Here is a 17,736-nt window from a genome sequence, read left to right on the forward strand (position 1 = left end):
CATATTTATAATTCTATTCTTTCATCTATCAAAACATAGAAAGCTGTTACTGAAAGTGTGCGCTTAGTAAAGTTATGAACCTTGCTTTTACATTACTATAAGTCTAAAGTTAACTTTAATGTCAATAGAGTATGTGGCTATGAATATTAGCGAGTTATCAAAACTAAGTGGTTTAAGTACCCCTACAATTCGTTATTACGAGCAAATCAAACTCTTGCCTAAAGCAAAAAGAAAATCGAATGGCTACCGTGAATATACTGATAATGATTTGAAACAACTTTCTTTAATTCAGCAAGCTCAGCAAGTTGGGTTTTCTTTAGCAGAAATTAAATCATTTTTACCGTCAAAGGTAACTACTTGGAACCATGACGCACTCATCCAAACACTTGAATCTAAAATTCAGGAAATAGAGCTTTTAGAACAAAAGCTAAAAGTCAGTAAGCAAAACTTACGTACTATGGTTGAAGCAATTAATAACAAACCCGATGAAATTACCTGTGAAGAAAATGCCGAACGTCTCATGAATCTCTATTACGATAAATCAAAAACTCCGTAATTCCTTAAAGGTATATTGACCTTAAAGTGTGCTTTAAACATACGATTGATTACAGGTGATAAATGAGGACCTGTCATGTTTAAAGTTTGGAACTTTCAACGTTGTTTAAGCATTATTTTTGCCATCCTTTTATCTACAAATGCGGTTTATGCCGCAGGTTCAGATAAAGCTCAAAGCCCTGCAAAAATAAATGGAAAAATTTTAGTCGTCATGACTAATCACTCGGCTTACCCTTCTCGTTCGGATAAAACAGGGCTGTGGTTGACTGAACTCACCCATTTTTATGATGTTGCATCAGCTGCTGGCTATGAAATGGATTTCGTAAGTCCTTTAGGCGGTCAAGTGCCGTTAGATGAGCGTAGTTTAAAGTCTATTTACTTAGACAAATCCGCTCGTCAGCATTTAGCTGACCCAGCATTTATGCAGAAGTTGAAAACGACATTGGCTCCGAACACGATTAATCCTACCCAGTACAAAGCCATTTACTATACGGGTGGACACGGTACCATGTGGGATTTCCCAAACAATAAAGCTTTGCAAAACATTAGCGAACAGATCTATCGCCAAGGTGGGATTGTTTCAGCGGTCTGTCACGGCGTAGGTGGTTTATTACCTCTACAGAATGAAAATGGTAAACCACTAATTGCAGGTAGAACTGTTACTGGTTTTGCAAATATTGAAGAAACTTTATCGGGTATTAAGTCTCAAGTTCCTTTTTCTTTACAGAATGAACTCATTGAACATGGGGCAAACTACAAACAAGCATTTATTCCGTTTACCTCATATGTGGTTTCAGACGACAGAATTATTACTGGACAAAACCCTCAGTCGAGTAAAGAAATTGCAGAAGCAGTCGTTAAGCGTTTAAGTAGCATTCAATAAATTGATAAAATATTCATATTAAAAAGCCAATTACAGATTAACTCTCTAATTGGCTTTTCTTTTAAGTAATAATCAGGGGACCTGAACCCGGCAGCTCAGTCACTAGTTTATAACCCATCAGTTTTGCGGGTGTATATGTACCGCCTTTAACGGTATTGTTGAGTAAATAATTCACCACAGTCAGTGAGCCATTTACTGTAAGGCTATAAGCGTTTTCAGTTTGGATACGGGCGGTTTTTATTTCACCACTTGAATTTCTTGCTTCACCCCAAACATAGGTGGGTATTTTCGCGCGGAGTTCCTCATTTGGTCCAACAACCGTTTTTTCAATACGCGATTTAATAAACTTTTGCACGGCATTGAGTTTTAATACAGGGCGGAAGCAGTTCATCATTTTCGCACCAAAAATCATTTTGGGAGGCGCAGGAACAAATACTTCAATGTTTGGAATACCCGTTGTATAAAATGCTGTAGATACATCTCCCCACGGAACGCTCATAGCACTTTTTTTACCATCACCGAAATCAATAGTACGGACATAATGTGCTAATGGAACAGTGGTAATTTTTCCGTTTTTACGAATTTTGCCACCTTCGGCCATACCTTCTGTACTTGTTTTTGCAGTACCCGGTGAAAGCCCTGTTTTTGAATCAAAACCAAGCGCCAAATGGGTCGCATCTGGTAGAGCTTCTTTGAGCGCAGCGGCAACGCAATCTGTCGGAATCACATCAAAACCAACACCTGGACAAAGCACAACATCGGCTTTTTCGGCTTGGCTGTTAAGTGACTGTGCCAACTCAAATACTGAGATTTCGCCCGTAATATCTAGATAGTGAGCACCTGCCTTTATACAAGCTTCTATCATGGGTTTCGATGTCGCGGAAAATGGCCCTGCACAGTGCATGACCAGTTTAAGGCCTTGGAGTTGTTCACTTACCGCATCCACGTTATCGAGCCCAAAAGCCTTATAACCAAGCCCCAACTCTTGAGCAAGTGCTTCAACCTTAGCTTTGTTACGACCAGCCAAAGTTGGTTTTAGACCTTGGCGTACAGCTTCACGAGCGATTAACTCGCCCGTGTAGCCATTTGCTCCATAAATTATCCAGTCTGAATCGTTCGCATTTGTCATAACACAACTCACTTATTAAGAAGCAAATGAATAGTCACGCATGCCTTTTTTGTATTGGCGAGTACGGCATGACATAGCTGATTGTTGCAAAATTAAAGCCCAAGCTGGTGAAACATTTGGTTTTGTTTTTTTACCTGCGCTTAAATTACGTAACTGGAATTTGACCACAGCCATATTAGCAAGTGAAGCAAGTGTTTTGTTCTTCCAAGTAATTGGTTTTAACTCAGGAGTAAGATTCTGGCCTTGTTTCCAAGCATTTGGCAAATTAGGTTCAATGGCTAAAGCTGTGGCAATACCGACCATATCTACACCACTTTCAATTACTTTTTCTGCCACTTGTTTACGGCGTATCCCACCTGTCACCATAACAGGCATTTTGGCAACTTTACGAATCTCTTGTGCAAACTCTAAAAAGTAAGCTTCACGGGCAAGTGTACGACCATCACGTGCTTGACCTTGCATTGCAGGCGCTTCATAGCTACCGCCTGAAAGTTCAACCAAATCAACTGCATGCTCATTTAACATTTTAACCACTTGTTGGGCATCTTCAGCGCTAAACCCACCACGTTGGAAATCGGCTGAATTTAGTTTCACTGCAACAGTAAACTGAGGCGAAACCACTTTACGAACAGCTTCAACAATCTCAATTAAAATGCGAGCGCGGTTTTCTAAAGAACCACCCCATTGATCTTGGCGTTTATTGCTCAGTGGAGAAAGAAACTGGCTTAATAAATAACCATGCGCTGCATGAATTTCTACACCTGTAAATCCTGCTTTTTCACCTAAACGCGCCGTGTTTGCAAAACGCTGAATCACCTCTGCAATCATAGATTCCGTCATTTCGATTGGCGTGTTAAAGCGATTTGACATTTTGCCAAGATCAAGTGAAATAGCCGATGGTGCCCACGTCTGCTGACCAAGATTGGCTTGCATTTGGCGACCCGGATGGTTAATTTGAAGCCACATCTGAGCGCCTTTTGAGCGCCCAATTTGTGCCCATTTTTTAAAAGTATCCAGATGCTTTTCATCTTCAAGCACTACGCCGCCCGGTCCAGTCATCGCTCGGCGGTCTACCATTACATTTCCGGTAATGATTAAACCTACGCCACCATTTGCCCAAGCCTGATATAAACGCATTAATTCTTCTGATGGTGCATGGTTTAAATCAGCCATGTTTTCTTCCATTGCTGCTTTAGCAATACGGTTAGGAACATATGAGCCATTTGGGAATACTAATTTTTCGAACACTTTCATTGGAATGACCTCATTCAGTATGGCTTTACTTTAAGGTTAAAGCTAACTTTAATGTCAATACCTTTTATTATTCCTCTCTTTATTACTTTTAATTTCATTGGGTTATAAATAAAAAAGAGGCACTTAATATGCCTCTTTTTTTAGAGTTTAAAGCTTTAAATTATTCGCGAATAAAGGCCAATAAATCAGCATTAATCACTTCATGGTTTACGGTTAACATACCGTGAGAAAAACCTGGGTAGATTTTGGGTTGGCTATTTTGAAGTAACTCAGCAGATTTTACGCCAGAAGTTTTATACGGCACGATCTGGTCGTCGTCACCATGCAACACCAAAACAGGAACCGTGATTTTCTTTAAATCTTCGGTGAAGTCAGTTTGTGAGAATGCCACAATACCATCGTAATGTGCTTTTGCACTGCCCGTCATACCCTGACGCCACCAGTTCGAAATGATACCTTCAGATGGTTTCGCATCAGGGCGGTTAAAACCATAGAATGGACCAGATGGCAGGTCACGAAAAAATTGCGCACGGTTTGTGAGTACTTGATTTTGAAGGTCATCAAAAACTTCTTTTGGTAAACCTTCAGGATTATTTTCAGTTTGAACCATTAGTGGGGGTACTGCACTGACAAGGACTGCTTTGTTAACATTTTCCTGACCATGACGTGCAATATAGCGGACTACCTCGCCACCACCAGTTGAGTGTCCAATATGAATTGCATTTTTAATGTTCAGATGTTTAACCACTTCTGCAACATCATCTGCATAATGGTCCATATCGTGACCATCCCACACCTGACTTGAACGCCCATGGCCGCGTCTGTCATGAGCGACTACACGATAACCTTGCTCTAAAAAGAAAAGTAATTGTGTATCCCAATCATCTGAACTCAAAGGCCAACCGTGATGAAAAAATAAAACTTGGGCATCGCGTGGCCCCCAGTCTTTATAGAAAATGTCTACGCCATCTTTTGTGGTTACATATCCCATCTTTGTACTCCTGCTGAAAATCTGCTTCTAGATTCGTTATAAAGGTATGAATATTTATCGTAAGATTAAAGTTAGCTTTAAGGTCAATAGCCTCAATCTTATTGTTAAAATAAAATTTATATGAAGACTCTACTGTACTCTGTATCTTTTTAATCTTTAATTGTTTTTTATTTTATTTCTTTTAAATGTCAAAGACTTTACAGCTAGAAATTAAAGTCTTGACTTTAAAGTGAACTTTAACCTTATAGTGCCGACATTGGCTATAAATTAACACGTCTTGATAAAGACAAAGGTAGCTACGCGGTCAATTAATGTAAAGGTGAACTCCAATGAATATAAAACAACAATTTACTGAGGTTGAATTTGGACAACAAAAAATCAAAGTACCCAAAGGTGGTTATTATGACCGTTTTAGAATGAATCCCGATTTAGATGAAGTCGCTCAAGACCCTGCTGCTGGCAATATCGACTTTTTCCGTCATATTCCTAAAAAATTAGTTGAATCAAGAGTTGGACCTGTTTGGGCACCGAACTTTTATTATCGTAGTGCAAATGTTCAGCTATTAATGCTTGCTCCCATTAAACAGATTAAGGCAAAACTTCCTGATGCTTTAACGCCCTTACAACCATTTCCTGGTTATGGGTTAGTCGCCGTCACTTTTTTCTCTTATTCGGTTTGTGACAATGACCCGTATAACGAGGTGTCGATTGCGATTGTTGTACGCAAACCCAAGGCTCGTGGGCCTCACATCGCAGAGTTAATGAAATCGATGCGTCAACGCCACTTTCATGCACATGTTTTAGCTTTGCCTGTAGATACAGAAATTGCTAGAGTCCGTGGTGTATATGGTTACCAGTTACCAAAATGGTTAACTAAAATTGACGTCAACATTAACTCAAAAGAAGTCCAAGCCAATATTTTTGATTTTAATGGCAAATTGGATTTAAGCTTAAAGACCTCTGTACCGACTTTAAAACATGTTGATTCTGAAACACATATTAATAAAGCAACCATGCTACATATAGTCGATGGGAAATGGCATCAAACAGATGTTCAATCAAACGTTCTTTCTTTTGCGCAAAAGCTTTTTCCAAAGAAAGTACAATTTGTGAAAAATGAAGGCCCTTTGACAAAGTTGCTAAATGAACTTGGCGCTTCAAAAATTCTCCGCTTGGATGTTATTCAAGATGCCCAAGCAGTCCTTAATTTGCCTACTCCGTTATAAATCTATTCTTCGAGATATAAAAAGAGACCAACTTGTGGTCTCTTTTTATTCTTAGATCGCTTCTCTGGTCATCTCACCATTTACCAGTCTTAAAATCTGCAACGGATTGCTGTCTTTTAAGGCTTCCGGCAATAAACTTTGCGGATAGTTCTGGTAACACACAGGTCTTAAGTAACGGTCAATGGCCAAGGTTCCGACTGAGGTGCCTCGTGCATCTGAAGTGGCTGGGTATGGTCCACCATGTACCATCGCATCACAGACCTCAACACCTGTTGGGTAGCCATTTATGAGTAAACGGCCTGCTTTTTCCTCTAGCACAGGAACTACATCTGCAAACTCGGTTAAGTCAGCTTCATCGGCAATTAAAGTCGCAGTCAGTTGCCCATTCATGCTTTGTAGTGCCTGAATGAGTTGGGCTTTATCTTCAACTTCAATGACGACTGTAGTTGGCCCAAAGATTTCTTCTTGTAAAAGCTGGTCACCCGCCAGTAAAAGCTCAACATCAGCTTTAAACAGTTGTGGCTGTGCCTGATTACCTTGTTGAGTATTGCCAGCCAAGTGTTCAATACCTTGATGTGCAGTTAAGTGCTCAAGACCAGCGGTATAGCTTTTTAAGGTTCCGGCATTGAGCATAGTCTGCGCAGGCTTAGCCCCCATAATGTCGGTCAGGTTGCTAATGAGCTGGTTAAATTCAGCTGATTTAATTCCCAAGATTAAACCCGGATTAGTACAGAACTGACCACAGCCTAAAACCACTGAATCAGCCAAGTCCTGTGCAATTTTTTCACCACGGTTTTTTAAGGCTTCTGGCAACATCAGCATCGGGTTAATACTGCTCATTTCAGCAAACACCGGAATCGGTTGTGGACGGGCTGCGGCCATATCACATAAAGCTCGTCCACCACGTAATGAACCTGTAAAACCCACAGCCTGAATTAAAGGATGCTTCACTAAAGGTTCACCCACGCCATTACCGTAGATCATGTTAAATACACCTTTAGGCATATTTGATTTTTCTACGGCACGCTCAATTGCCTGAGCTACAAAGTCTGCTGTCGCCATATGTCCACTATGGGCTTTCACCACCACAGAACAACCTGCTGCCAGTGCCGAAGCAGTGTCACCACCCGCAGTTGAGAATGCTAAAGGAAAGTTACTTGCCCCAAAGACTGCCACAGGGCCAACACCGATTTTAATCTGACGCAAGTCTGGGCGAGGTAAAGGCTGGCGCTCAGGTAAAGCGGTATCAATACGGGCACCTAAAAAATCACCACGGCGCAGCACTTTGGCAAATAAACGCATTTGCCCACTGGTCCGGGCACGTTCACCTTGTAAGCGTGCAAGTGGCAAAGCGGTTTCTTGTGAGACGATTTCTAAAAAATCTGTACCCAAAGCATCGAGCTCATCGGCAATATTTTCTAAAAAAACTGCACGCTGTTCAGGTGACGTATGGCGGTAAGTCTTAAAGGCTTGACTGGCTGCTTCACAGGCCTGATTCACCTCTTGTTCTGTTGCATGGTGAAACTCATAAGGCAAAGTTTCACCAGTCGTAGCATGAATACTTTTTAATAAAGTTGTACCTTGTGCGCTGCGTGAACCGCCAATAAAGTTGTGTCCAATGACCATTTTTATATTCCTTAGAGAGTAATAACTGAACCGATCGGTAACTCGGGTTGCATATGAGCAAGTTTGTTTTTGAGTGGATGGCCGAACTCTTTCATTTCTATTTCAAACTCATCATTAACTTGTGCTTGGATACCATCAGCAAAAGATAGAGTCGCAGTACCGAAATAATGGATGTGAACATCCCCTGCTTTTAAGAATTGTCGATACTTAAAGTGGTGATATTCCAGATTTGCCAAGCTATGGCACATATTGTCTTCACCCGACAAAAACTCTTTTTCCCAAATGATTTGTCCATCACGACGCAAGCGACTGGTTCCAACTAAATGTTTTGGTAATTCACCTGTCCGTAAAGCTGGACCAAAACTACAAAAACGCAATTTAGAATGGGCCAGATATAAATAATTACGGCGCTCCATTACGTGATCAGAATATTCATTGCCTAGCGCAAACCCGATTCGGTAAGGCTTTAAGTCTTCGCCAATAACATAGAGGCCTGCGATTTCAGGTTCTTCGCCGCCGTCTTCAGCAAATGGAGGTAAAGGCAGCTCTGCTCCCGGTCTTACCACAATTGAACCATCGCCTTTATAAAACCATTCCGGTTGCGCACCGATCTGACCTTCTGCTGGACGGCCCTTTTGTAGGCCCCATTGAAATATTCGCATGGTGTCGGTTACCGAGCTGTCATCACTTAAATTTTGTTGATGCATTTTGTCGCGTGCAGATGCAGAACCTAAATGGGTTAAGCCTGTACCGGAAATTAAACAATGCGTTGGATCTGGATGATCTAAAGGCGGCAATACCTTTAAGTCTGCTAATAAAGATGAATAATCATAAGTTTCGGACTCAAACCCTAACGCCTCAACTTGTTGTTCCAGTGAAACTTTATTGCGGATTGCTAAAAGTGCTAAATCACGAACCGATTGAATATCTTTAACCGGATATGCCATGTTGCCTTCTACTTTCGCGACGGCACGTTGATTTGCACGATTTTCAAATTGAATAATTTGCATGTTTTATTCCTTACAAAGGCTTTTGAATATTCACTGTTTGTGTTTTTTGACGTTCGAGCTTGGCATAGACGATGTAAGTCAGAATCAAGCCAAAAAGCATGACGATAGATAAGAAATACAAACCAGCAGCCATATTTCCCGTGTATTCTTTTAACAGTCCGATCCCAAATGGACCGACATAGCCACCTAAATTTCCAACAGAGTTAATTAAGGCGATACCAGCCGCTGCACTTGCACCCGTTAAGAAACGACCCGGTAATGTCCAAAACACGGCAGTCGATGAAAATAGACAGAACGCAACTACAGCCAAAGCTGCCAACTGCATAACTGGAGAATTTAGCCAACCACTTAAAAACATTGCACAAGCACCTAGTGCATACAGAAAACTTAAGTGTCCGTAACGATCGTTCAGGCGGTCAGTACTACGCGGAATAATGAGAAGTCCAATAATTCCAAAAATATAGGGAATGCTAGATAAGAACCCAATTTGAATATCACTACCTCCGCCAAATTGCTTAATAATGGTAGGAAGCCAGAGATTTAAACCATAAATACTTAAAGTTACCGGTAAGTAGTAAAGTGCTAATAAAAGTACGCGTTTGTCTTTTAAAGCATGTAGTGGATTGGCATGTCGGGTTTGGTCATATTCGGCTTCATCTTTAACGAGTTCATTTTTAAGCCATTGTTTTTGTTCAATGCTTAACCATTTTACTTTATCAATGTTATCGGGCAGCCACAAAAATGTAGGTAAAGCCAATAAAACCGCGGGCAAGCCAACTGCAACAAACAACCATTGCCAGCCGTGTAAATTTGCAATGCCATCCATTCCAAGTAATAGACCAGCTAAAGGCCCTGCAATCATCATGGCAATCGGTTGTGAAAGCACAAACATTCCCATGATTTTTCCGCGATGCCGCACCGGATACCACTGCGTAATTAGGTATAAAACACCAGGGAAAAAACCCGCCTCTGCTACACCGAGTAAAAACCTTAAGAGATAAAAACTTTTAGGGCCTTGAATAAGCGCCATGGCCATGGTGATGAGGCCCCATGTTAATAAAATGCGGGTAAACCATTTACGAGCACCAAATTTGTCTAAAAGCAAATTACTTGGAACTTCAAAAAGAAAATATCCAAAAAATAAGCCAGCTCCTAGACCATAGGCAGCATCACCAATTCCTACATCGGCACCCATATGCAAATGAGCGAACCCGACAGCGGCCCGATCAATATATGCCACCAGATATAGTATGACTAATGCAGGTATCAGCTTAAACGTGACCGTCCGTATTACATCCTTTTCGAAATCCATGTTCGACTCCATTTCCTATTATTTACTTATAGAGCATCTTGCTCGTAAATTATCCTTTCAATTTAAAATATAGTAATACTATTTAAATTTCAAACCTTTTAAAAATAAAATTTATGGTGTATTTTTAATTTAATTAATTCTAATAGTAATACTATATAGGGAAATTTGTATGAATAACAAACAAGTTCTTCGTTCGGCTGCCTGGTTTGGTACAACGGATAAAAATGGCTTTATGTATCGCAGCTGGATGAAGAACCAAGGAATTCCAGATCATGAGTTTCAAGGCAAGCCTATCATTGGGATTTGTAATACGTGGTCTGAACTCACCCCATGTAATGCGCATTTTCGAAAAATTGCCGAACACGTAAAAAAAGGGATTTTAGAAGCGGGCGGCTACCCTGTTGAGTTTCCTGTATTTTCAAATGGTGAGTCGAATTTACGTCCTACCGCCATGTTTACCCGTAACTTAGCCAGTATGGATGTCGAAGAAGCGATTCGTGGTAACCCTATTGACGGTGTGGTGTTACTGACAGGTTGTGACAAAACCACCCCTGCATTATTAATGGGCGCTGCAAGCTGTGATATTCCTGCCATTGTAGTGACTGGTGGACCAATGCTGAATGGTAAGCACAAAGGTAAAGACATTGGTGCAGGTACTATCGTTTGGCAAATGCATGAAGAGTTAAAAGCAGGAAAAATTGATTTAAATGAATTTCTATCTGCCGAGTCTGGTATGTCACGCTCGGCTGGTACATGTAACACCATGGGCACTGCTTCTACAATGGCGTGTATGGCTGAAGCCCTAGGCACTTCCTTACCCCACAATGCGGCCATTCCAGCAGTAGATTCTCGACGTTATGTGTTGGCTCATCTTTCGGGTATGCGTATTGTTGATATGGTTCATGAAGATTTACGCCTTTCTAAAATCTTAACCAAAGAAGCCTTTGAAAATGCCATTAAAGTCAATGCAGCTATTGGTGGTTCAACCAATGCCGTGATTCACTTAAAAGCAATTGCTGGACGTATTGGTGTAGATTTACAACTTGATGACTGGAACCGTGTTGGCCGTGGCATGCCAACCATTGTTGACTTACAGCCTTCGGGTCGTTTTCTAATGGAAGAGTTCTATTATAGCGGCGGCTTGCCAGCCGTGATTCGCCGTATGGGCGAAGCCAGTCTCTTACCACATCCACAAGCCTTAACCGTAAACGGTCAAACCATTTGGGAAAACTGCCAGCAATCACCTATTTATAACGATGAAGTGATTCGGAAAATAGATAACCCAATTCGACAAGATGGCGGTATGTGTATTTTGCGCGGTAATTTAGCGCCTAAAGGTGCGGTGCTTAAACCATCTGCCGCCACACCGGAGTTGATGAAACACCGTGGTCGTGCAGTCGTATTTGAAAACTTCGATGATTATAAATCCCGCATTAATGACCCAGATCTAGATGTTGATGAAACTTGTATCCTTGTGATGAAAAATGCCGGCCCTAAAGGCTATCCGGGCATGGCCGAGGTTGGAAATATGGGGCTACCACCAAAGATTTTAGCTAAAGGCATTACCGACATGGTTCGTATTTCCGACGCACGTATGAGTGGAACTGCGTATGGCACGGTCGTTTTACATGTTGCCCCTGAAGCTATGGCGGGTGGGCCTTTGGCTGTAGTTCAAAATGGTGACTTCATTGAACTTGATGCCTATGCTGGAAAACTTCACCTAGAAGTGAGTGATGAAGAACTTAAGCAACGTCTTGAAAATTTAGCACCACCAGCTCCACCAAGTTTTATTGGCGGTTACCGTAAGCTCTATGTAGAACATGTTTTACAAGCCGACGAAGGTTGTGATTTTGATTTCTTGGTCGGTTGCCGAGGCTCGGAAGTTCCACGTCATTCCCATTAATATTTATTCTTGAAAAAGATGATCTTGTTAAAACACAAGGTCATCTATACCATAGGATATTCAACATGTCGTAATAGTGAAATATGAGTAAAGCTGACTATAAAAATCCTATTCCAAGCAAAAGCCAACATGCATTAATTGTTCAACAATTGGGATTAAAAATCGTTTCTGGAGAAATCTCAGAAAATGAAAAACTCCCAAGTGAAGTTGATTTATGTGAGGAATATAAAGTCAGCCGCCCTGTCTTTCGCGAAGCTATACGTGTTTTAAATGCGAAAGGCTTAACATATTCAAGGCCCAAAATCGGAACAGTAGTTCGACCTAAAGAAGAATGGCATTTACTCGACCCAGATGTACTGTTCTGGTTGATTCAAACCACGCCTGAACATGAGTTTTTTAAAACACTTTCTACCGTACGACGAGTTTTAGAACCAGAGTTAGCCTATATTGCGGCAAGTACAGCAAATGAAGAAGATATTGAGCGTATTAAGCAAGCCTATGAAGGAATGGAAAAGGCAACAACAGTTGAAGAATTTATAGAGCCAGATATCCAGTTTCACTTAGCAATTGCCAAAGCAACGCATAATGACTTATTGGCTTATATGTCAAAAATGCTGGTTTTACCTTTGCAGCAATCGATTCAAGTCACCAGTCTACGCCCAAATTTACAAGGTCATTCGCTACCAAGACATAAAGCAATTTTGACAGCAATTGAAAATAAAGATCCGCTCTCTGCTCGCCATGCTTCACTCGTTCAGCTAGATGACACTAAGATGGCTTATGATTTAATTAAAAAATAATTTTCTCTATGTATTAGAAAAAGCCTGCTGACTCTAAATTAAAGTGATCAGGCTTTTTATTTATAAATTAGAACACCTTTTTTACAGAGACTGTAAAAGTTGAATCAATTGGATTTGAAATAGGTGCACCCGGCTCACCATTGCTATACTTTTTATAATAAGCATTTTTATCCCATGCCTTGGTATAGGCTAATCCTGTACTCCAACCATCACCTAAATCTTTAATTACTTCGGCTTTAACATCTTGAAAGTTCGACTCTGAAAAGTTTTTGATTCTTTCATAGCCATAGTGGGCACCAAAAGTCCAAGTTTCACTGATCGGCTGGGTAAAGTTAACATCTAAATAACTTGATCCTCTTGACCTTTTACCAGCAGGTCCACCCATGGTTTTAGAGTTATAACCAGCATAATCTGGCGTGTAAGTCACAAAGTATTTAAGGCTTAAAGGACCATAGCCAATTTGAGGTACGATTTCACCATAGTTATAACTCGTACTTCCCGTTTCTGGTGTACTTTTAGCGCTTGGATAGTAATAATAAAAAATAGACATACCAATCGAGAATTTATCGATTGTTTTTAAATAACCTGTATAAAAATCCCATTCAACTGAAGCATCGCGGAGATAGTTAGAGCTGACACTTGATGCCCAAGTTCCAACAAAAAAACCATTCGGATTGGCATAATCCAGTCCACCTTGTAAGGCTGGTTTACCCCAAGTTTGTTGGAAACCACGTGAAATATATTGACTAGCAAAAGTCACATTCGCACTATAAGGAGAAGTTTTTTCTTGTTCTTTTAATTGTTCCGCATGTACAACGCTAGTAGACATAATAAGTGAAGCTAAACCTAAAATTTTTCTCATTCAATAATTCCTTTTACATATTACCTATAGGTTTAAAGTTTTAAAATAACATGATAATTCAATTTAAAACGTATTAAAAAGTTATAAATTTAAATTTCTGGATACTTCTTCTTCGCTATAGATCTCTTCAATGCAATCTAAAATTTTAGGAATATAGGAACTTTGGTCCATATTGCGCATGGATAGAGAGATAGGACTATAGGCTTCTAAATCTAAAATATTTAAATAAGTTAGATTTTTCATACCAATATCACAGGCACTTTCCGGAATAATACAAATACCCTCTCCGGATGCCACTAAGCCAAGTGCCATATGAATTTCTCGTACTTCAGTCAGCTTGGCCGGAACAAGACCTAATTTGGTAAATAAAGCTTGAATAGTGGTCGAAAAATTTGGTTTAGGTGTGGTTGGATAAGAAAAAATCGTCTCATTAATAATTTGAGATAAATAAATTCCCGACTCTTGGAATTCACTTAATGGGTGTTTTTTATGGATTGCGAGTTTTAACTTTTCTTTTCTGAGCAGAAGCCGCTTAATTGCTGGATCACTAATTGGTAATCGACCAAAGCCTAAATCGATTTTGCCTAACTTTAAAGCCTCGACCTGATCTCGTGTACCACATTCAATAAGCTCGACATGAATGTCAGGATTTTTTTGCCTAAATAGATAGATGACTTGTGGTAATCGCCCATAAAGAAGCGAACTCACATAACCTACTTTAACAACGTTCTCGACCAGCTTCATTTTTTTAGCCATCGAAGCAGCTTGAGCGGTGTGAGTCAAAATTTGCACCGCATGCTGGTAAAAAAACAGCCCTGCTTCCGTTACTTTTAATGGACGAGAGCCTTTTTCGAATAAATCGATCCCTAATTCTTCTTCTAGTTTTTTGATTTGGCGTGTTAAAGGTGGCTGAGCAATAAAAAGCTTTTCTGCGGCTTTCGTGAGACTCTGTTCTTCAACAACGGTAACAAAATAACGTAGATGTCTTAATTCCATTAATATACCTTTTTAGTATCTTAAAATACCGTTCTATATCTATTTTAGGCTATTACATTCTTCTATGGTATACAAACAAGTTCGTAATAGTTGAAACTTCATGTATAGAACCATAGAAACCATACTTGTGGATATTCCAACTATCCGTCCTCACCAGTTGTCTGTGACTACTATGCGTACCCAGACTTTGGTACTCGTTAAAATTACGACCACGGATGGTATTGTCGGTTGGGGTGAAGCCACCACCATTGGTGGGCTGAACTATGGTGAAGAAAGTCCTGAGAGTGTCAAAGCCAATATTGATACCTACTTTGCACCATTACTGACATCAGTTAAAGATTTAAATGTTGCACAAACACTAAAACTGATTCGTAAAAATATTAATGGTAACCGCTTTGCTAAGTGTGCCATTCAGACTGCCCTACTTGATATTCAGGCCAAACGTTTAGGTGTGCCATTAAGCGAAGTTTTAGGCGGCCGTCTGCGTAATAGTTTACCTGTGCTTTGGACGCTTGCGTCTGGTGATACGGAAAAAGATATTGCTGAAGCTCGCAAAATGATTGAGCTAAAGCGCCACAACACGTTCAAACTTAAAATTGGTGCACGTCCTTTACAGCAAGATGTTGACCATGTGATTGCTATTAAAAAAGCATTAGGTGCTGATGTTAGTGTACGTGTAGATGTGAACCGTGCATGGTCAGAACTTGAGTGTATTCATGGTATTCAACAGCTCCAAGATGGTGGAATCGATTTAATCGAACAGCCATGTGCCATTCAAAATACCGAAGCACTTGCTCGCCTCACCCATCGTTTTGATGTCGCAATCATGGCAGATGAAGCTTTAACTGGCCCTGACAGCGCATACCGTATTGCAAAAAATCATGGTGCAGATGTATTCGCCGTAAAAATTGAACAATCTGGTGGTCTGATTGAAGCATGTGAAGTTGGCAAAATTGCTGGTTTGGCTGGTATCGATCTATATGGCGGCACTATGCTTGAAGGTCCTGTAGGAAGTATTGCATCGGCCCATGTATTTGCAACTTTTGAAACGTTAGCGTTCGGCACTGAATTATTTGGTCCGTTATTACTTACCGAAGAAATTTTAAAAGAGCCGCTACGTTACGAAAACTTTGAATTGCATTTGCCGACAGCTCCGGGCCTAGGCATTGAAATTGATGAAGATAAGATTGAGAAATTACGTCGTTAAGGCAACAGGATAAGGAGTTTCCCATGTTATTTCATGTACGTATGGATGTGCATATTCCACTTGATATGCCAGCCGACAAAGCAAATGAAATTAAGGCCGTTGAAAAAGCTTATTCGCAAGACTTACAACGCCAAGGTAAATGGCGTCATATCTGGCGAATTACAGGTCAGTACTCGAACATCAGTATTTTTGATGTAGATAGCAATGAAGAATTGCACAACATTTTACAAGGTTTACCTCTCTATCCATATATGGACATTGAAGTGATGGCACTTAACCGTCATCCATCATCTGTTCGTGATGATGATTCGTAAATAGAAAGAATTTTTTAAATGCGATCTCTGAAGTCCATTTAAAAACCAAGCAGATTATTCAGAAGGTAACAAGGAACGTGGCGGCACTTATTCGCTAGCAAAACCAAATGCCCGCAGCGCTGCCACCCAAAACCGTATTGCATACTTAAGGAGTTTTAGTATGAACCGTCAACAAATTGATGCGCTTGTAAAACAAATGAATGTCGACACTGCAAAAGGCGAAGTTGATGCACGTGTTCAACAAATTGTAGTGCGCCTTCTTGGGGATTTATTTCAAGCCATCGAAGATTTAGACATCCAACCTTCTGAAGTTTGGAAAGGTTTGGAATATTTTACCGATGCAGGTCAAGCAAATGAACTTGGTCTTTTGGCAGCAGGCTTAGGTCTTGAACATTACCTTGACTTACGTGCAGATGAAGCAGATGCCAAAGCTGGTATTACAGGCGGTACACCTCGTACTATCGAAGGTCCACTTTATGTTGCTGGCGCACCTGAATCAGTTGGCTTTGCACGTATGGATGACGGAACCGAGACTGGCAAAATCGATACCTTAATTATTGAAGGTACGGTAACCGACACTGATGGCAATATTATTGAAAATGCCAAAGTTGAAGTATGGCATGCCAACAGTTTAGGTAACTATTCATTCTTTGATAAGTCACAATCTGACTTTAACTTACGCCGTACCATTTTCACTGATGCAGATGGTAAATATGTAGCGTTAACCACTATGCCAGTTGGTTATGGATGCCCTCCTGAAGGTACAACACAGGCTCTTCTTAACAAGTTAGGCCGTCATGGTAACCGTCCATCTCACGTTCACTACTTCGTTTCTGCACCGGGTTACCGCAAGCTGACTACTCAATTCAACATTGAGGGTGATGAGTATTTATGGGATGACTTTGCCTTCGCTACTCGTGACGGTTTAGTGGCAACAGCAGTAGATGTCACAGACCCTGCTGAAATTCAACGCCGTGGTTTAGATCACGCTTTCAAACACATCACATTTAACATTGAACTGGTTAAAGAAGCCGCTGCTGCTCCTTCAACTGAAGTTGAACGCCGTCGCGCTAGTGCTTAATTGAAAGTGTATGTGAGTTAAAAGTTCGCTTTTGACTCACAAAATTTACTCCATTTATTACTACCATTAAGAATTTCAATAAATTTTTAGCGGTAGTAATACATCACGTTACCTCATGCTCTAAGGTTTCTCACATGATTGACAAAAGTAAGTCCTCACTAAGCGAGGTTCTATCGCAGATTAAAGATGGTGCAACCATTCTGATTGGTGGTTTTGGTACCGCAGGACAACCCGCTGAACTCATTGACGGTCTGATTGAACTTGGCGTTAAGGACCTGACCATTGTGAGCAACAATGCCGGTAATGGGGATTATGGTCTGGCTAAACTGCTCAAAGCCGGTTCAATTAAAAAAGTGATTTGCTCTTTCCCACGTCAGTCAGATTCTTATGTATTTGATGAACTGTACCGTGCCGGAAAGGTTGAGCTTGAACTGGTACCGCAAGGCAATCTGGCGTGCCGTATTCAGGCAGCAGGTATGGGGCTTGGGGCGGTGTTTACTCCAACTGGCTTTGGAACACTTTTAGCTGAAGGCAAAGAAACCCGTCATATTGATGGTAAAGACTACGTGCTTGAGTATCCGATCAAG

The 17,736-nt window shown here is 40.7% G+C and carries 17 protein-coding genes; 9 read left to right on the plus strand and 8 right to left on the minus strand.

The features are described 5' to 3' along the window. The first annotated feature begins 139 nt into the window (after positions 1–139). Positions 140–556: a MerR family transcriptional regulator gene (locus RFX69_RS09020; protein WP_001026795.1), complete on the plus strand. Its 417-nt coding sequence runs from the start codon at positions 140–142 to the stop codon at positions 554–556. A gap of 75 nt (positions 557–631) precedes the next feature. Continuing rightward, positions 632–1,438 (plus strand): type 1 glutamine amidotransferase domain-containing protein, encoded by an 807-nt coding sequence (locus tag RFX69_RS09025; RefSeq protein WP_000477547.1) that lies wholly within the window; start codon positions 632–634, stop codon positions 1,436–1,438. A 61-nt stretch (positions 1,439–1,499) separates the two neighbouring features. Here RFX69_RS09025 and RFX69_RS09030 read toward each other — a convergent pair whose 3' ends face one another. The 3 genes from RFX69_RS09030 to RFX69_RS09040 form a co-directional block, all read right to left on the minus strand. Continuing rightward, positions 1,500–2,567 (minus strand): trans-acting enoyl reductase family protein, encoded by a 1,068-nt coding sequence (locus RFX69_RS09030; protein ID WP_065718703.1) that lies wholly within the window; start codon positions 2,565–2,567, stop codon positions 1,500–1,502. 15 nt (positions 2,568–2,582) lie between these two features. Next, positions 2,583–3,821, minus strand: coding sequence for an NADH:flavin oxidoreductase/NADH oxidase family protein (locus tag RFX69_RS09035; protein ID WP_000862286.1), 1,239 nt, complete (start codon positions 3,819–3,821; stop codon positions 2,583–2,585). Positions 3,822–3,981: 160 nt separating this feature from the next. After that, positions 3,982–4,812, minus strand: coding sequence for an alpha/beta fold hydrolase (locus RFX69_RS09040; protein WP_289332600.1), 831 nt, complete (start codon positions 4,810–4,812; stop codon positions 3,982–3,984). Positions 4,813–5,141: 329 nt separating this feature from the next. Between RFX69_RS09040 and RFX69_RS09045 the strand changes: the two genes are divergently transcribed. Beyond that, on the plus strand, positions 5,142–6,038 hold the full coding sequence (locus RFX69_RS09045) for an acetoacetate decarboxylase (protein ID WP_159142074.1): 897 nt from the start codon (positions 5,142–5,144) through the stop codon (positions 6,036–6,038). Positions 6,039–6,089: 51 nt separating this feature from the next. On the opposite strand, the gene RFX69_RS09050 is transcribed toward RFX69_RS09045, so the two are convergent. Genes RFX69_RS09050 through abaQ form a run of 3 tightly spaced genes read right to left on the minus strand, consistent with a single transcriptional unit; the run spans position 6,090 to position 9,986 of the window. Then, positions 6,090–7,664, minus strand: coding sequence for an aldehyde dehydrogenase (NADP(+)) (locus RFX69_RS09050; RefSeq protein ID WP_289332599.1), 1,575 nt, complete (start codon positions 7,662–7,664; stop codon positions 6,090–6,092). Between the two features lie 11 nt (positions 7,665–7,675). Then, positions 7,676–8,674: an AraD1 family protein gene (gene araD1, locus RFX69_RS09055; protein WP_001165775.1), complete on the minus strand. Its 999-nt coding sequence runs from the start codon at positions 8,672–8,674 to the stop codon at positions 7,676–7,678. A 10-nt stretch (positions 8,675–8,684) separates the two neighbouring features. Continuing rightward, the gene (gene abaQ, locus RFX69_RS09060; RefSeq protein WP_309169226.1) at positions 8,685–9,986 is read right to left on the minus strand and encodes a multidrug efflux MFS transporter AbaQ; all 1,302 of its coding nucleotides are present in this window, start codon (positions 9,984–9,986) and stop codon (positions 8,685–8,687) included. A 169-nt stretch (positions 9,987–10,155) separates the two neighbouring features. On the opposite strand from abaQ, the gene RFX69_RS09065 reads away from it, so the two are divergent. Both RFX69_RS09065 and RFX69_RS09070 read left to right on the plus strand, forming a co-directional pair. After that, on the plus strand, positions 10,156–11,889 hold the full coding sequence (locus RFX69_RS09065; RefSeq protein ID WP_031380431.1) for an IlvD/Edd family dehydratase: 1,734 nt from the start codon (positions 10,156–10,158) through the stop codon (positions 11,887–11,889). An 83-nt stretch (positions 11,890–11,972) separates the two neighbouring features. After that, positions 11,973–12,689: a FadR/GntR family transcriptional regulator gene (locus RFX69_RS09070; RefSeq protein WP_000029961.1), complete on the plus strand. Its 717-nt coding sequence runs from the start codon at positions 11,973–11,975 to the stop codon at positions 12,687–12,689. A gap of 67 nt (positions 12,690–12,756) precedes the next feature. On the opposite strand, the gene RFX69_RS09075 is transcribed toward RFX69_RS09070, so the two are convergent. After that, positions 12,757–13,551: a TorF family putative porin gene (locus RFX69_RS09075; protein ID WP_271055900.1), complete on the minus strand. Its 795-nt coding sequence runs from the start codon at positions 13,549–13,551 to the stop codon at positions 12,757–12,759. Between the two features lie 81 nt (positions 13,552–13,632). Next, the gene (locus RFX69_RS09080; protein WP_206222866.1) at positions 13,633–14,547 is read right to left on the minus strand and encodes a LysR family transcriptional regulator; all 915 of its coding nucleotides are present in this window, start codon (positions 14,545–14,547) and stop codon (positions 13,633–13,635) included. Positions 14,548–14,647: 100 nt separating this feature from the next. On the opposite strand from RFX69_RS09080, the gene RFX69_RS09085 reads away from it, so the two are divergent. The 4 genes from RFX69_RS09085 to RFX69_RS09100 all read left to right on the plus strand — a co-directional run. Beyond that, positions 14,648–15,754, plus strand: a complete 1,107-nt coding sequence (locus RFX69_RS09085; protein ID WP_004747037.1) for a muconate/chloromuconate family cycloisomerase — start codon at positions 14,648–14,650, stop codon at positions 15,752–15,754. Positions 15,755–15,777: 23 nt separating this feature from the next. Continuing rightward, positions 15,778–16,068 carry a muconolactone Delta-isomerase gene (gene catC, locus RFX69_RS09090; RefSeq protein ID WP_000897234.1) on the plus strand — a complete coding sequence of 97 codons (291 nt, stop codon included), beginning with the start codon at positions 15,778–15,780 and terminating at the stop codon, positions 16,066–16,068. 160 nt (positions 16,069–16,228) lie between these two features. Beyond that, positions 16,229–17,149 (plus strand): catechol 1,2-dioxygenase, encoded by a 921-nt coding sequence (catA, locus tag RFX69_RS09095; protein ID WP_001081618.1) that lies wholly within the window; start codon positions 16,229–16,231, stop codon positions 17,147–17,149. 134 nt (positions 17,150–17,283) lie between these two features. Beyond that, the coding region (locus RFX69_RS09100; protein WP_309169227.1) for a 3-oxoacid CoA-transferase subunit A at positions 17,284–17,736 on the plus strand (453 nt) is incomplete at its 3' end.

This window comes from Acinetobacter sp. 148, from assembly GCF_031196675.1.
Lineage (GTDB): Bacteria > Pseudomonadota > Gammaproteobacteria > Pseudomonadales > Moraxellaceae > Acinetobacter > Acinetobacter baumannii.

Coding starts and splice junctions, on each gene's coding strand:
- RFX69_RS09020 (WP_001026795.1), top strand. CDS start 140: ATGAATATTAGCGAGTTATCAAAACTAAGTGGTTTAAGTACCCCTACA.
- RFX69_RS09025 (WP_000477547.1), top strand. CDS start 632: ATGTTTAAAGTTTGGAACTTTCAACGTTGTTTAAGCATTATTTTTGCC.
- RFX69_RS09030 (WP_065718703.1), bottom strand. CDS start 2,567: ATGACAAATGCGAACGATTCAGACTGGATAATTTATGGAGCAAATGGC.
- RFX69_RS09035 (WP_000862286.1), bottom strand. CDS start 3,821: ATGAAAGTGTTCGAAAAATTAGTATTCCCAAATGGCTCATATGTTCCT.
- RFX69_RS09040 (WP_289332600.1), bottom strand. CDS start 4,812: ATGGGATATGTAACCACAAAAGATGGCGTAGACATTTTCTATAAAGAC.
- RFX69_RS09045 (WP_159142074.1), top strand. CDS start 5,142: ATGAATATAAAACAACAATTTACTGAGGTTGAATTTGGACAACAAAAA.
- RFX69_RS09050 (WP_289332599.1), bottom strand. CDS start 7,664: ATGGTCATTGGACACAACTTTATTGGCGGTTCACGCAGCGCACAAGGT.
- araD1 (WP_001165775.1), bottom strand. CDS start 8,674: ATGCAAATTATTCAATTTGAAAATCGTGCAAATCAACGTGCCGTCGCG.
- abaQ (WP_309169226.1), bottom strand. CDS start 9,986: ATGGATTTCGAAAAGGATGTAATACGGACGGTCACGTTTAAGCTGATA.
- RFX69_RS09065 (WP_031380431.1), top strand. CDS start 10,156: ATGAATAACAAACAAGTTCTTCGTTCGGCTGCCTGGTTTGGTACAACG.
- RFX69_RS09070 (WP_000029961.1), top strand. CDS start 11,973: ATGAGTAAAGCTGACTATAAAAATCCTATTCCAAGCAAAAGCCAACAT.
- RFX69_RS09075 (WP_271055900.1), bottom strand. CDS start 13,551: ATGAGAAAAATTTTAGGTTTAGCTTCACTTATTATGTCTACTAGCGTT.
- RFX69_RS09080 (WP_206222866.1), bottom strand. CDS start 14,547: ATGGAATTAAGACATCTACGTTATTTTGTTACCGTTGTTGAAGAACAG.
- RFX69_RS09085 (WP_004747037.1), top strand. CDS start 14,648: ATGTATAGAACCATAGAAACCATACTTGTGGATATTCCAACTATCCGT.
- catC (WP_000897234.1), top strand. CDS start 15,778: ATGTTATTTCATGTACGTATGGATGTGCATATTCCACTTGATATGCCA.
- catA (WP_001081618.1), top strand. CDS start 16,229: ATGAACCGTCAACAAATTGATGCGCTTGTAAAACAAATGAATGTCGAC.